Annotated in this window: 10 protein-coding genes and 1 tRNA gene; 8 read left to right on the top strand and 3 right to left on the bottom strand. The window is 63.6% G+C overall.

Features of this window, described 5'->3' with window-relative positions; genetic code table 11:
- Window positions 1-110: 110 nt before the first annotated feature.
- Window positions 111-1,529, bottom strand: a complete 1,419-nt coding sequence (gene hisS / locus MQW79_RS16730; RefSeq protein WP_476585595.1) for a histidine--tRNA ligase — start codon at window positions 1,527-1,529, stop codon at window positions 111-113.
- A gap of 157 nt (window positions 1,530-1,686) precedes the next feature.
- Complete coding sequence (locus tag MQW79_RS16725) at window positions 1,687-1,950, bottom strand: hypothetical protein (RefSeq protein WP_476585594.1); 264 nt, start codon at window positions 1,948-1,950, stop codon at window positions 1,687-1,689.
- A gap of 447 nt (window positions 1,951-2,397) precedes the next feature.
- Here MQW79_RS16725 and MQW79_RS16720 point away from each other — a divergent pair, with 447 nt between their 5' ends.
- From MQW79_RS16720 to MQW79_RS16710, 3 genes are all read left to right on the top strand, one after another.
- Complete coding sequence (locus MQW79_RS16720) at window positions 2,398-2,805, top strand: response regulator (RefSeq protein ID WP_476585593.1); 408 nt, start codon at window positions 2,398-2,400, stop codon at window positions 2,803-2,805.
- A gap of 117 nt (window positions 2,806-2,922) precedes the next feature.
- Window positions 2,923-3,618 carry a L,D-transpeptidase gene (locus tag MQW79_RS16715; RefSeq protein ID WP_476585592.1) on the top strand — a complete coding sequence of 232 codons (696 nt, stop codon included), beginning with the start codon at window positions 2,923-2,925 and terminating at the stop codon, window positions 3,616-3,618.
- 40 nt (window positions 3,619-3,658) lie between these two features.
- Window positions 3,659-5,482, top strand: a complete 1,824-nt coding sequence (locus MQW79_RS16710; RefSeq protein ID WP_476585591.1) for a ubiquitin-activating E1 FCCH domain-containing protein — start codon at window positions 3,659-3,661, stop codon at window positions 5,480-5,482.
- A gap of 19 nt (window positions 5,483-5,501) precedes the next feature.
- Here the strand turns inward: MQW79_RS16710 and MQW79_RS16705 are convergent.
- Window positions 5,502-5,578 (bottom strand) — tRNA-His (locus MQW79_RS16705).
- A 277-nt stretch (window positions 5,579-5,855) separates the two neighbouring features.
- On the opposite strand from MQW79_RS16705, the gene MQW79_RS16700 reads away from it, so the two are divergent.
- The 5 genes from MQW79_RS16700 to MQW79_RS16680 all read left to right on the top strand — a co-directional run bounded on the left by MQW79_RS16700 (window position 5,856) and on the right by MQW79_RS16680 (window position 13,526).
- On the top strand, window positions 5,856-8,486 hold the full coding sequence (locus tag MQW79_RS16700) for a sensor histidine kinase (protein ID WP_476585590.1): 2,631 nt from the start codon (window positions 5,856-5,858) through the stop codon (window positions 8,484-8,486).
- A 75-nt stretch (window positions 8,487-8,561) separates the two neighbouring features.
- Complete coding sequence (locus tag MQW79_RS16695) at window positions 8,562-10,040, top strand: ABC transporter substrate-binding protein (protein ID WP_476585589.1); 1,479 nt, start codon at window positions 8,562-8,564, stop codon at window positions 10,038-10,040.
- Window positions 10,041-10,184: 144 nt separating this feature from the next.
- Window positions 10,185-11,135, top strand: coding sequence for an ABC transporter permease (locus tag MQW79_RS16690; RefSeq protein WP_476585588.1), 951 nt, complete (start codon window positions 10,185-10,187; stop codon window positions 11,133-11,135).
- Window positions 11,132-11,980: an ABC transporter permease gene (locus MQW79_RS16685; protein WP_476585587.1), complete on the top strand. Its 849-nt coding sequence runs from the start codon at window positions 11,132-11,134 to the stop codon at window positions 11,978-11,980. Before MQW79_RS16690 ends, MQW79_RS16685 begins: the two co-directional genes overlap by 4 nt.
- Window positions 11,967-13,526, top strand: a complete 1,560-nt coding sequence (locus tag MQW79_RS16680) for a dipeptide ABC transporter ATP-binding protein (protein WP_476585586.1) — start codon at window positions 11,967-11,969, stop codon at window positions 13,524-13,526. The genes MQW79_RS16685 and MQW79_RS16680 overlap by 14 nt, the downstream gene beginning before the upstream one ends.
- Window positions 13,527-13,606 lie beyond the last annotated feature (80 nt).

The following is a 13,606-nucleotide window of genomic DNA, read 5'->3' as shown; positions in this document are numbered from 1 at the left end:
GCCTTCAGAAGTACCAGCGATTGCCAAAGGCCCCCTCACCCGGCGCAATGCGTCGACCTCTCCCCCAAAGGGAGAGGTGAAGGGGGTGCCCATTGCCGAGGTCTGTCGCATCATTGCTCGCTCAGCAGTTTCTTGACAGCAAAAACCAGATCTTCGCGCTTGATCTCGAACTGGCCGGGGCGCGCGGCTTTCCATTCGGCATTGTCGGTAATGGCCTGGGCGGCCTCTTTGCCGGCGATCAGGTCCTTGATCTGCAAGATGCCCTGCTCGCGCTCCTGCGATCCTTCAATGATGACCACGGGCGAGTTGCGCTTGTCGGCATAGGCGACCTGCTTGCCGAAATTCTTGGTGGAGCCCAGGAACATCTCGGCGCGGATGCCGGCCTGGCGCAGCTCGGAGACCATGGCCTGGTAGCGGGCGGTCTGGTCCTTGTCCATGACGAGGACCACGACAGGCCCGGCGGGCTCGGTGGCACCCAGATTGCCAGTGAGCTTGAGCGCATTGGCGAGGCGCGAAACGCCGATGGAAAAGCCGGTGGCCGGCACCGGTTCGCGGCGAAAGCGGGAGACGAGGCCGTCATAGCGGCCACCGCCACCGACCGAACCGAAGACCACGTCCTGGCCCTTTTCGTTCTGCACCTTGAAGGTCAGTTCAATCTCAAAGACCGGGCCGGTGTAATATTCGAGGCCGCGGACGACCGAGGGGTCGATCTTGATTTTCTCGGGGCCGTAGCCGGCGGCGTCAAAGAGCGACTGCATCGCCGCCAGTTCGGCCACGCCAGCATTGTCGGCCGGCGGCTTGCCTGAGACATAGTCGAGCACCACGGCGGCCTGCGCGTCGGTCAGCCCTGCGCCTTTGGTGAAGTCGCCGCTCTCGTCCTTGCGGCCGGCGCCGAGCAGGAGCTTGACGCCTTCAGGACCAAACTTGTCGAGCTTGTCGACAGCACGCAGCACGGTGAGCTTCTGTTCGTCCGAGGTGACACCGGCGGCTTCGAGCACGCCGTCGAGCACCTTGCGGTTGTTGACGCGGACGACGTATTTGCCCTGCAAACCCAGCGCATCCATGACGTCGGCCATCATCATGCACATTTCGGCGTCGGCCTCGGGGCCGGGCGCGCCGACCGTGTCGGCGTCGAACTGCATGAACTGGCGGAAGCGGCCGGGGCCGGGCTTTTCGTTGCGGAACACATAGCCCTGACGATAGGACCGGTAGGGCTTTGGCAGGGTTTCGAAATTCTCGGCGAAAAAGCGGGCGAGCGGCGCGGTCAGGTCGTAGCGCAGGCTCATCCACTGCTCGTCATCGTCCTGCAGAGAAAACACGCCGGCATTGGGCCGGTCGGTGTCGGGCAGGAACTTTCCGAGCGTCTCGGTATATTCGAACAGCGGCGTCTCGACCGGATCGAAGCCATAGCGCTCATACACATGCTTGATCTTGTTGATCATGGCGCCGACGGCGGCGATTTCGCCCGGCGTGCGATCTTCAAAGCCGCGCGGCAGGCGGGGCGTGATGAGCTTGGTCTTTTCGGTCATTTTTCTGCCCTGGAAAGTCGGCCCGTTGTTAGACGATCAGGGCCGGGGAGACAATGGCGGATGGCGGTGCTGCCCCCGGATCAGGTCCGAGGGCAGCACGCTGGGATGTGGTGCCTGGGTCAGGCAACCGGGGGCGGACCCCGGTTGCCTCTCTCAGTCACGGACTGCTCCGGTCGGGGGCGTGCAACCGATAGGCGTGCAGATCAACGCCAGCCCATCGAAAGCGGTCTTCTGCTTCAGGCAGACCGACGTCCTTGCGGAGGTAGGCAGGTACGGGGGCATAGCGGACCGGCCGCTGCGCCCACCAGGCGCCGATGGCACTCATCAGCACCGATCCGAGGCCGCGCTGCCGCACAGCATCGGCGATGGAGAATTCAAGACGCAGCACAATGCTGCGCTCATCGAGCACGTTCGAAGACATTGCATTATCCGGCGGACAGCTCCGCCGGCCTCTAATGACGATTCAGGAAGGGAGAAAAACGGAATCCGGACGCAATACGGGCCGGTTCAGAATTTCAGTTTGGGGGTTGATCGTTCGCGGCCATATGTCGGCCGGAGAGCATCAGCGGTCCGAAATCAGGTTCGGACGAGATGATTGAGTTTTGGCCCCGAGTGGCGGACGGATACAGCAATCATGAAACGCCTCCCTCGGTTGGCTTTGCGAACGAGAGGCTGGATAACTCACGAAGCCGTGAGCCGCAAGCGCTGATGTGGCAGCGTGTCGCAGGAAGCGCCGTCCTGTTGCATCCATGCCACTGTCAGCACTGGGAAAAGACGTCCGCACGTAGTTACCCCAAATTGACCGGCCGCAGACCGCCGCACCAGCATGGGGTGCCTTGGAGCGGTGAATGGGGGAGCAGCATGGCCTATGGGGCTGCGGGCGCTTGTTGTCGATGACAATGCCTATGCGCGCGCCATCTGCCTGTTGTGCCTGCGCAAGCTTGGCCTTCCCCATGGCGAGGAAGCGGCCGGCGGCGCGGAAGCGATCCTTCGGCTGATGAGCCGGCCCTATGATCTGGTGATGATTGATTGGTACATGCCCGAGATCAGCGGCGCGGGCGTCATGCAGGTGCTGCGCGATCCCCGCTTCGGCGCTGCGGCAGTGACGCCGGTCATCCTGATGACGGCCTATCCGTCCGAAGACAATCTGCTCCGGGCGCGGGAACTGGGCATCAGCGAGGTGCTACCCAAGCCCTTCTCGGTCGCCCATCTGGGCGCCGTCCTCACCCGCGTGCTGACCGTCCCCGCGCCGCTTGACCAGGTGGTGCTGCTGTAGCTGCGTGAAAGGAATTGTTATCCTTTGCAGGCGACCGGGGGTTAACCACGCGGCTTGACCTCTCTTTTCCGCTTCTACGGGACAATACGGGGAACAGCATTTTGGGAAATGCAGGCCATGAACATCCGTATAGTCCGCGTACTGGTTGCGAGCCTCGCAATCGCGTCAATCTTGCCCATGCCCATCCAGGCACAGGAGCCCTTCTGGAAATCCGACCGTCCGGCCTGGAATTTCGGCTCTTCGCCGCGCATCGGCGTGACCGAGAGTCGCCCGCGCCCCATGGTGGTGCAGCAGGGCTTTCCCCGCGCCGTAGCAACGCAGCAAGCCGCCCCGCGTCCTGCCCTCGTCCAGCACAACCAGGCGATATCGCCGATCTACCAGCGCCAGGAAGTGGCCTATGCCTCCTCCGAGCGCAGCGGCACCATTGTCGTCGATACCCGCCAGCATTTCCTCTATCTCGTGCTCGGAAATGGCCGCGCCCTGCGCTACGGCATCGGCGTCGCCCGCTCGGGATTTGAATGGAGCGGCACGCATCGGGTCACCCGCAAGGCCGAATGGCCAAGCTGGACACCGCCGGCCGAGATGCGCAAACGCCAGCCGGGCCTGCCCACCTTCATGCCCGGTGGTCCGGGCAATCCCATGGGCGCGCGCGCCCTCTATCTCGGCTCCACGCTCTATCGCATCCACGGTACCGTTGAACCCTGGACCATCGGCCAGAACGTCTCCTCGGGCTGTATTCGCATGGTCAACGAAGACGTCATCGACCTCTACGAACGCGTGCAATTGAACGCAAAGGTGGTTGTCCTTTCCTAACGAGTTTGCGCGACAGTCCGCCGACTTGAGGGTGCCGGTGATGTTTGAGTTCAAGACACTTCTGAAGCGTTTCGCGACGGACGAGAGCGGCGTATTCGCCGTTCTTTTCGGGTTGATTGCCGTGGTGCTGGTCGCGCTCGGGGGCGCCACCGTGGACTATGTGTCCCTCGAACAGGCCCGGCAACGCGCCCAGGTGGCGCTCGATGCCGCAGCGCTCGCCCTGCACCCGGATATGTACACGCCCGGCATGACCGACGCGCTGCTGCTCGAAAGGGCACAAGCCATGGTGCTTGAACGGATTGGCGATCCTGATCGTATCGAGGCCACGGTCGATCGCATCACGATGGATTCCGTCAACGGTCGCCTGTTCCTGGGCGGCGACCTGAAAATGCCCACCATGTTCGTCCGTCTCGTCGGCGTGAACGAGCTGGGTTCGGGGTTTTCGGCCGAGGCGACGCGCGGTTCGGTGGACATCGAGGTGGCCGTCGCGCTCGACGTGACTGGCTCGATGGGTGGCGCACGCATCGCTGCCCTCAAGGATGCGGTGGCAGACCTTGTTGACGTGATCGTCCAGGACGTGCAGGTGCCCACCTATTCCAAGGTCGCGCTCGTGCCCTATTCGCAGGCGGTCAATGCCGGCCCCTATGCCGAGGCCCTGCGGGGGCCGGTGCGTGGTCCCAAGGCCATCAGCTCGATGAGCTGGGCCACAGGCTCAACCAAAACCGTCACGGCAGCTTCCAAAACCAATACTGTCGTCCTCACGTCGGGGAATCACGGCTTTTCCACCAATGACTGGGTCTTTGTCTTCGAGGTCGACGGCATGACGCAGATCAACGAGAAGGCCTACAGAATTACCAGGGTAGATAAGGACCGCTTCAGCCTCAATGGAGCGGACGGACGTTATTACTCCACGTTCACCTACGACGCCAAAGTGGTGAAGTGTCATGTGGCCAATTGCGACACGGTCTTTACTTCCGACGGTCACGGCTACGCCAATGGCGACTATGTCCACGTTACCGATGTTGGGGGTACAACCCTGGGCGATGGTATCAACAATGGGACCTACCAGGTTACCGCAAGGACCACCAATACCCTGCAGTTGTCCGGCTACACGACCAACCACAAGGCCAGCTACACTGCAAATTCCGGCAAACTGCACTGCACCTGGCAAAATGCTACCGAGGGCTGCACCTATTTCCGCTATCAAAATCCGTCGAACAACTGGCGAACCTTTGCGCTCACCGACTGCGTCACGGAACGCGTAACCCCGATCAATGACCGGGCGCCCAATGTTACCTATGTTGGTCGCAACTACCCGCCCACCGGCGCATGCCCCAATACTCAGATTGTGCCGCTCACCGACAATCGCGACACGCTGCATGCCACGATCGATAACCTGCCCGCAGCCGGCAATACGGCCGGCAGCCTTGGCTTTCTCTACGCATGGTACATGCTCGCGCCCAATTTTGGATACATCTGGCCCGAGATCAGCCGGCCCGCCCCTTATCGCCAGGCCAATTTGATGAAGGCCGCGATCATCATGACCGACGGCGAATTCAACACCGTACACTACGAGGGCACGATCTCGCGCGAATCCAGCGGTGGCAATGACCGGAACAAGCAATATGCCCATAACAACGAGCCATATACGCAGTCGCGTGCCTATTGCGACGCCATGAAGGCCGAGGGCATCATCGTCTACACAGTGGGCTTTGGCATCACCACGGGCAGCGCCGCTGCCAATGTGCTGAGCTATTGCGCCACCAGCAGCAGCCACTATTTCCTGGCACAGAATGCCTCTGGCCTGTCGCAGGCCTTCGACCGGATCGCGCGCGACATCGCAGCGCTGCGCCTGACACTGTGACAATGGCGGGATGGGTGGGTGGTACCGCCTCTCCGGATTGAACGGAGGACCTCTAGATCCACAATCTAGCGCTCTAACCAACTGAGCTAAGGCGGCAAGCCCCGCATCGGAGCCCGGCGCAGGACCGGCTTCCGAAAGCGGGCGGAACATAGGTCGAGAAGGTCCGTATGACAAGCACCGATTTTCAGCTGTGGACAGAGGTCATTTTCGGGCCCGTCAGCCGCAAGTTTGGCGCCCTCTGTGACCAATCCTTAGGAAAGCCGACTTAACCATCGAACGCAAAGCTGCGCCCACAACAGGTGGTTGGACTGGATTCGCCCAACGCCGCACGATATTGAAGAACACTTAAGGAACTTCGGACGTTTGTGCCGATATGGCACAGACCAACGCAGTCACGACCACACAAAGGCAGTCCATGAATGACCGCTGGAACAAATTGCCGGATGCGCGCCGCGTGCAGCAGCACGAGGACGATTCACGCCCGGCATGGCTGTGGTCGCAAGACGGGCAGACCCTGATCTGGTCCAACCCGGCCGCCGACCTGTTCGGCGCCAAGCTCAAGAAGCATGGCCTCAAGCGCGCGGCCCCGGCCGTGCCGATCAAGGGACAGGTTTCCCGCATCATCCGGCTCGGCTCGGCCGGCCGCTCCAGCCTGGCGCGCATCCAGTTCCTTGCCGGCGAGAAGCCGGTTTCGGCCACCTGCGCGACCACGCCCCTCCTGCAGGAGGACGGCGAGGCGGTGCTGCTGATCGTTGGGGTCGACGCCATCGCCCAGGAGGTGCTCGACGCCAACAGGGAAGTAGAGGCCATCGCGCCGGCCAGCGACACCCCGACCTCCGAGCCGCTGGTGAGCGACGCCGAAGCGCCGGCGAAGGAGCCAGAGGCAGAAGGCGGGGCTTCGCCTGAGGACAAGGCGCCCGAGCCAGATGCTCACCCCATCGCGGCTGATGACGCCTATGCGCATGAGCTACAGAGCTGGCGCGATACCGACGCCGAGGCGGCCTATGAGCCGGTGCAGGTCGATCATGCGGATCCTGCCGATACGGATCATCCCGATGCTTGGATGGAAGCGCTCGGCGATGCGCCCATGGAGGTTATCGAAGAGACCGAGGCCGCGGCACGTCCCGAGAGCGACAGCGATGCCTCGGGTGTCCCTGCGGAAACGAGTGATACCGACCTCGCTGACGTCTCGCACCGGTTGAGCAATCTCGTGGATCGACTTGCCGCGGATGACGCCCTGTTCGCGCCGCTCACTGAAGAAGACGACCTGATGCCTGCCCCGGCGGAGCCGTCGCCGGACGCTCTGGCGGCCGAGGACGACACCGAAACCCAGGCTATTGCGCCGTCTCTCTACAAGGTCACCGGTCGCGGTTTCCGTGCCTTTGCAGGAGAGGCCAGCACCAGCCAAGAGCCGCCTGCCCTGTCCGAGCCGGCGCCCGATGCGGAAGCGGTGGAACGCGTCTCGCGCTACAATTTTGATGAACTCTCCCGCATCCTCAATGATCGCGTGGGTGACCGCCGTCCGGCGGTGGAGAGTTCAGGCAGTTCCGGCGAGGCTCCGGTCCCGGCGACAGTCGCGTCCGGCGCGCTGATCAATCTTGGCGGGGAAACACTCGTTCTCAACCGGCTGCCGCTGGGCATCATGGTGTTCCGCGACCAGCAGGTTCTCTTCGCCAACCGGGCCATTACCGAAATGGTCGGCTATGACTCGGTTGAAAGCCTGCGGCAGGCTGGTCTTGCCGCGATCTTCCCCGTCATGGGTGACGATGGCCGCGAGGCCGGTCCGGTCAATCACCTGGTGCAACGCGATGGTACGCTGGTGCCGGTGACGGCGCGGCTGCAATCCATTTCCTGGCATGGGCGCCCTGCCCTCATGCTCTCGGCCAGCACGACCGAAGTGCGCACCGGCCATGAGGACGCGGTCAAGGCTTTTGCCCAGACCTTTGCCGATGTGCGCGGCGATGGCTTCATCGAGGCGACCCGCAACGGCATGGTCAGCGCCGCCAACGCGCCGGCCCTGACCCTGCTTGGCGGTGGCAAATCGCTGATCGGCCGGACACTGGCTTCAATTGTTGGCGAAGACGATGCCGTGGCCCTGCGCGCCTTCCTCGAGCGCCCGGCACGCTTTGCTGAAACGGCACGTCCCTGCCTGACGCTGCGCGCCACCGATGGCAAGGCCGACGTGCAGCTCTTTGCGCTCGGGCAGGCCGGCGTGATCTCGGGTTATTTTGGCCTCGTCAATGCGCGCCAGACGACGCCAGTGCGGCTGAGTGGCCCTGAGGCCGATCCCGCCTTGCTGGGCCGCATCAGCCGTGGCGTGCGCCGCCCGCTCAATACGGTCATCGGCTTTTCCGACATTATCCGCTCCAAGGCATTTGGCGCGCTCGACAATGAGCGCTATGCCGCCTATGCGGACGACATTGCCCAGGCCGGACAGGAAATCGCGGCCCTGGTCGACGAGCTCGACGATTATGCGCGCCTGCGTGATGGTCGCTACCTGCCGCAACGCGCCAGCCTCGACCTCACGGACCTGCTCGAGCAATGTGTCCTGCGCATCCGCAATCAGGCAAATGCCGCGCGGGTCATCGTCCGCAACGCCATTTCCGAGCGCCTGCCGCGCGTCACCGCCGATCGGGCCTCCCTGGCGCAGGCGGTGCTGAACCTGCTCGCCAGCGCCATCGACCAGACACCCGTGGGCGGAGCCGTCGTCATTTCGGCCCAGCGCCATGACGACGGGTCCATCGCCATTCAGGTGCGCGACAGCTCGGCCCATGCCGTGGACATGGCAGAACGCTTTGTCGTCTTCCGCGATGGTGTCGGAAGAGACGGTCGCGTGCTGGCGCCGGTGCGCTCCAGCGTCGGGCTGGCGCTGACAAGGTCACTGCTCGCCGTCAATGCGGTTTCCCTGGCGGTCGACCCTGCCGGCGCCGAGGGCCTGCTGTTTACGCTGCGCATCCCGGCCGACCTCGTCGATGAGCGCCCGACGGTGCAGGAAGCCGACTAATTCGGCTACTGCGCTTTGCCGCAGCATTTTCTATATATGATCGCAGGGCGTGTGGCGCGCCGCGGAGGAAATACGATGCATTCTCGCAAGTCCCTTGTCCTGGCCCTTGCCGGCCTCATGCTGGCCACTGCAACGGCGCTGGCGCAGCCGACCGAAATCCGCATCGGCGTCGCTCTGGAGCCACCGGCTCTCGATCCGACGGCCGGGGCAGCCGAGGCCATCGACGTCGTGGTCTATCAGAACATTTTCGAGGGGCTCACCCGTATCGACCAGACAGGCGCGGTACAGCCGGGCCTCGCCTCCAGCTGGACGATTTCCGAGGACGGCCTCAGCTACACCTTCACCCTCAACGAGGGCGTCACCTTTCACGACGGCACGACCTTTGACGCCGAGGACGTGAAATTCACCTTCGATCGCCTGTTGGCGGAAGACAGCGTCAATGCCCAGAAGGCTCTCTATGAGCCGATCAGCGCCGTAACCGTTGTCGACCCGGCCACTGTTGAATTCACCCTGTCCCGGCCGGATGGCCTCTTCCTCTTCAATCTCGGACGCGGCGACGCCGTTATCGTGGCGCCGGAAAGTGCCGACAACAACGCGTCCGAGCCGATCGGCACCGGTCCCTTCGCCTTCGTGCAGTGGGATCGCGGCAGCCGTGTCGTGCTTGAGCAGTTCGCGCCCTATTGGGGCGAGAAGCCTGCTCTCACCAAGGCGACCTATCTCTTCATCGGTGACACCGCGACCATGACCAATGCGCTCCTGGCCGGGGATGTCGATGGCACCAACAATTTTGCACCCGAGGCGCTGGCGGTGTTCGAGGGCAATCCGCAGTTCACCGTCCTGGTGGGGTCGACCGAGGGCGAGACGATCCTTTCGACCAACAACAAAAAGGCGCCGTTCGACAATCTCAAGGTCCGGCAGGCCATGGCCCATGCCCTTGACCGGCAGGAAGTGATCGACGGTGCGACCTATGGCTATGGCGTGCCGATCGGCACCCATTTCGCCCCGCATCATCCCTATTATCTCGACCTCACCGGCACCTATCCGCATGACCTGGAGAAGGCCAAGGCGCTGCTGGCCGAGGCCGGCTATCCCGATGGCTTCTCCGCAACGCTGAAGCTGCCACCGGTGGCGTATGCCCGTCTTTCCGGCCAGATCATCGCCAGCCAGTTTGCCGAGGCCGGGATCGAGCTCGAACTGATCAACATGGAATGGGCGCAATGGCTGGAAGACGTCTTTGCCAACAAGGACTTCGACCTGACGATCATCAGCCATGTGGAGCCGTTCGATATTGGCATCTATGCCAACCCCGACTACTACTTCGGCTATGACAATGCGGAAGTGCAGTCGCTCAACGAGACGCTCAATGCCACGACGGACGAGGCCGAGCGACTGGCGCTCGCACAGCAGATCCAGACCATTATCGCCCAGGATGCGGTCAACGGCTATCTCTTCGAGCTGGCCCAGACTGGCGTGTGGAACGCCAAGCTCGAGGGCATGTGGCAGAACGCCCCCGTCGAAGGCGTGGTGCTGCGCGATATTCACTGGGTGGAGTGAACCCGTTCGTCGAGGCCCTGCGTCAGTTACATACACTGCTCCGTCCTCGGGCTTGACCCGAGGACCACTTGAGGCTGGCGCTAGCAGTGAGTGGCCCTCGTATCAGGTCCGAGGGCGGTATCGTGTTTATGCGGACCTCAACTCATGACCCTTTATCTCCTCCGCCGCTTTGCCGGGTTCGCGCTAACCCTGTTCGCGGCGGCGCTGATCATCTTCCTGCTGCTCGACCTGCTGCCGGGCGACCCGGCGCGGTTCATCCTGGGCATCAATGCCTCGCCCGAGGCCGTCGCCGCGCTGCGGGTGCAGATGGGGCTCGACGCGCCCGCTCATGAGCGGTTCATCCGATGGGTCCTGGACATGGTCCGGGGAGATTTCGGCATTTCCCAGACCCAGCGCCTGCCGGTCGCCCAGCTCATTGCCGAGCGCATGGCGGTCACGCTCCCGCTCTCAGTGTTCGCCATGATCGTGTCAGTCGCGGTGGGCCTGCCTATCGGCATATTCGCGGCCATGCACCGTGGCAAGGCGACCGATACGGCCTTGATGGTACTGGTACAAATCGGCGTGGCGATCCCCAATTTCTGGTTCGGCATGCTGCTGACGCTGCTGTTTTCGGTCACCCTGCACTGGCTTCCCACCGGCGGTTTCGTCCCCTGGCATGAGGACCCCATCGCGGCTCTGAAAAGCTTGATACTGCCCGGGCTTGCCCTGGCCCTGCCCCAGGCATCGATCCTCGCCCGCGTCATGCGCACCGCCCTCGTCGACGTCACCGAACAGGATTTCATCCGAACCGCCCGAGCCAAAGGGCTCACCAAATCTGAGGCGGTCTGGCGGCACGGCGTGCGCAATGCCCTCCTGCCGGTCCTGACCATTCTCGGACTGCAATTTGCCTATCTGATCGCCGGCACGATCATCGTCGAAAACGTCTTCTACCTGCCCGGCCTGGGCAGGCTGATCTTCACGGCAATATCCGAGCGCGACCTTGTGCTGGTGGCCGGCGCGACCATGGTGCTGGTTCTGGTCACCACGATCACCATGCTGGTCGTCGACCTCGCCTATGCCCTTGTCGACCCACGTCTGAGGGGGCGAAACGCATGACCTGGCAGACCCTCAAGCACAATCCCAGCCTCGTCATCGGGCTCGCCGCCACTCTGGCTTTCGCCTGTCTTGGGCTCGTTTCAATCTGGTGGACACCCTATCCCATCGATCAGATCGCCATCGCCCAGCGCTTCCAGGGACCTTCGCCAGCGCACTGGCTGGGCACGGACCATCTCGGGCGCGACATGCTCTCGCTGGTGATGAGCGGTACGTTGACCAGTTTTGTGGTGGCGTCGCTCGGCGTGCTGATCGGCGTGGGAATCGGCGTACCCATGGGCCTGGCCGCCGTGGCCTGGGGCGGGACGGTGGAATGGCTGGTGCTGCGCTTCTCCGATCTCACTTTCGCTTTTCCGGCTGTCATCGTGGCCATTCTCATCGCCGCCCTGGCAGGGCCGGGCGAGACCAACGCCATCATTGCCATCGGCATTTTCAACATTCCGGTCTTTGCCCGCGTGGCCCGCGGCGGTGCGCTGGCCGTGGCCACGCAGGACTATGTGGCGGCCGCACGCCTTGCTGGCCTCGGGAACGGGGCTATCGCCTATCGCCACCTGCTTCCCAACATCATGAGCCTCCTCATCGTCCAGGGCACGATCCAGCTTTCGCTCGGCATACTGGCGGAAGCGGGTCTGAGCTATATCGGTCTCGGCACCCAGCCTCCCGCGACCAGCCTCGGCCTGATGCTGCGCGATGCGCAAAGCCTGTTCCTCATTCACCCCTGGCTCAGCGTCGTGCCTGGCCTCACCATCGTCCTCATCGTCATTGCGCTCAATCTTGCGGGCGACGGGTTGCGCGACGCCATGGACCCGCGCCTCAGGCATGAAGGATTGAACCATGGCGCTGGTTGATATTGACGACCTGACCATCGCCTTTGGCGGCCGTCCGGCTGTATCGGGCCTGTCGCTCAGCATCGAGCGTGGCGATCGGTTCGGCATCATTGGCGAGAGCGGTTCGGGCAAGTCACTTACTGCGCTGGCGATCGCCGGCCTGCTGCCGGAGACAGCGACGGTTTCGGGCGAGGTTCAGTTCGATGGCGTGTCCCTGCCAGAGAGCGAAAGGGAGCTGGCGCGACTGCGCGGCAAGCGCATCGGCATGGTGTTCCAGGAACCGATGACGGCGCTCAACCCGCTGATGACCGTGGGCGAGCAGATCGAGGAGGCCATCGGGCTGGCCGAGGTCGCTGACGCCGTGTCCCTGGCCGTGCCAGGCCTGCTCGAGGAAGTTGGCCTGTCTGCTGGCCATGCAGGGCGCTTTCCTCATCAGCTGTCGGGGGGGCAGAGGCAGCGGGCGATGATCGCCATGGCGCTGGCCAGCCGTCCCGAACTGATGATTGCCGACGAGCCAACGTCCGCGCTGGATGTGATCACCCAGCGCACTGTGCTCGATCTCATTGCCGAGGTTTGCGAGCGCCGGCAGATGACCCTGTTGTTCATCAGCCACGATATCAGGGCCGTCGCCGCACTGTGTTCACGCCTCGGGGTCATGCGCGGCGGTGTTCTGATCGAGAGTGGCGATACCGAGACGGTGCTCCGCGCGCCGCGGACGGACTATACGCGCAAGCTCCTTGCAGCCAGCCGAATGGACCGGCGGCCTTCTCCACCGGCGATACAGGACGCGACCTTGCTCGAGGTGGATGGCATCAGCCGCGTTTACGAACACGGCGGGTTCTGGCTGTGGCGCGACCCGCCGCTGAGGGCCGTCGACGCGGTCAGCCTGACCATCGGGGCCGGGGAATGCGTGGCACTGGTCGGCCCGTCGGGCTGTGGCAAGACCACGCTGGCCCGCATGATTGTCGGGCTCGACAGCGCCAGTGGCGGGCAGATGCGCTTTGACGGCGCGCCCTATCGCGGGCGTGACCTGCCGCCGCTGTTGCGGGCAGGCATGTCGCTGGTCTTCCAGGACCCGTTCAGCAGTTTTGACCCGCGCATGCGCATCCGGGCTTCGCTGGGAGAGCCCTTGCACCTGCTGGGGGCGATGGCGCCAGCGGACCGCGAGGCGCGGCTCACCGAAGCAATCAAGGCGGTCGGACTTGAGGTCGGCATGCTGGACCGGTATCCGCATGAATTTTCGGGCGGGCAGCGGCAGCGCCTGGCCATTGCCCGCGCCCTCGTCACGCGGCCCCGGCTGGTGGTGCTGGACGAGCCGGTGTCGGCGCTCGACGTGTCTCTCCGCGGCGAGGTCCTCAACCTTCTCGCGCGCCTCAGGGCGGAGCATGGCCTCAGCTACCTCATCATCAGCCACGACCTCGACATGGTCGCCGCCATGGCCGATCGCGTCCTGGTGATGGAAGCAGGCAAGATCGTCGAACAGGGTACGCCGGAGAGCCTGTTTACCCACCCCGAACACCGCCTCACCCGCGCCCTGATGGACGCCAGATTGCCCGACGTCGCCTAGATCATTTCCCCGTTTAGTAGAAACGGCAAAATGATCTAAGTCTTTTTTTGGTCGCGCTTCCGAACCGCAAAACCGTCGCC

It is taken from the genome of Devosia sp. Micro-HW1 (genome assembly GCF_056341075.1).
This window is presented reverse-complemented; position numbering and strand designations above follow the sequence as displayed.

Excerpts from the sequence above, each read along its gene's own strand:
- hisS (WP_476585595.1), bottom strand. The coding sequence starts at position 1,529 with ATGACCGAAAAGACCAAGCTCATCACGCCCCGCCTGCCGCGCGGCTTT.
- MQW79_RS16725 (WP_476585594.1), bottom strand. The coding sequence starts at position 1,950 with ATGTCTTCGAACGTGCTCGATGAGCGCAGCATTGTGCTGCGTCTTGAA.
- MQW79_RS16720 (WP_476585593.1), top strand. The coding sequence starts at position 2,398 with ATGGGGCTGCGGGCGCTTGTTGTCGATGACAATGCCTATGCGCGCGCC.
- MQW79_RS16715 (WP_476585592.1), top strand. The coding sequence starts at position 2,923 with ATGAACATCCGTATAGTCCGCGTACTGGTTGCGAGCCTCGCAATCGCG.
- MQW79_RS16710 (WP_476585591.1), top strand. The coding sequence starts at position 3,659 with ATGTTTGAGTTCAAGACACTTCTGAAGCGTTTCGCGACGGACGAGAGC.
- MQW79_RS16700 (WP_476585590.1), top strand. The coding sequence starts at position 5,856 with ATGGCACAGACCAACGCAGTCACGACCACACAAAGGCAGTCCATGAAT.
- MQW79_RS16695 (WP_476585589.1), top strand. The coding sequence starts at position 8,562 with ATGCATTCTCGCAAGTCCCTTGTCCTGGCCCTTGCCGGCCTCATGCTG.
- MQW79_RS16690 (WP_476585588.1), top strand. The coding sequence starts at position 10,185 with ATGACCCTTTATCTCCTCCGCCGCTTTGCCGGGTTCGCGCTAACCCTG.
- MQW79_RS16685 (WP_476585587.1), top strand. The coding sequence starts at position 11,132 with ATGACCTGGCAGACCCTCAAGCACAATCCCAGCCTCGTCATCGGGCTC.
- MQW79_RS16680 (WP_476585586.1), top strand. The coding sequence starts at position 11,967 with ATGGCGCTGGTTGATATTGACGACCTGACCATCGCCTTTGGCGGCCGT.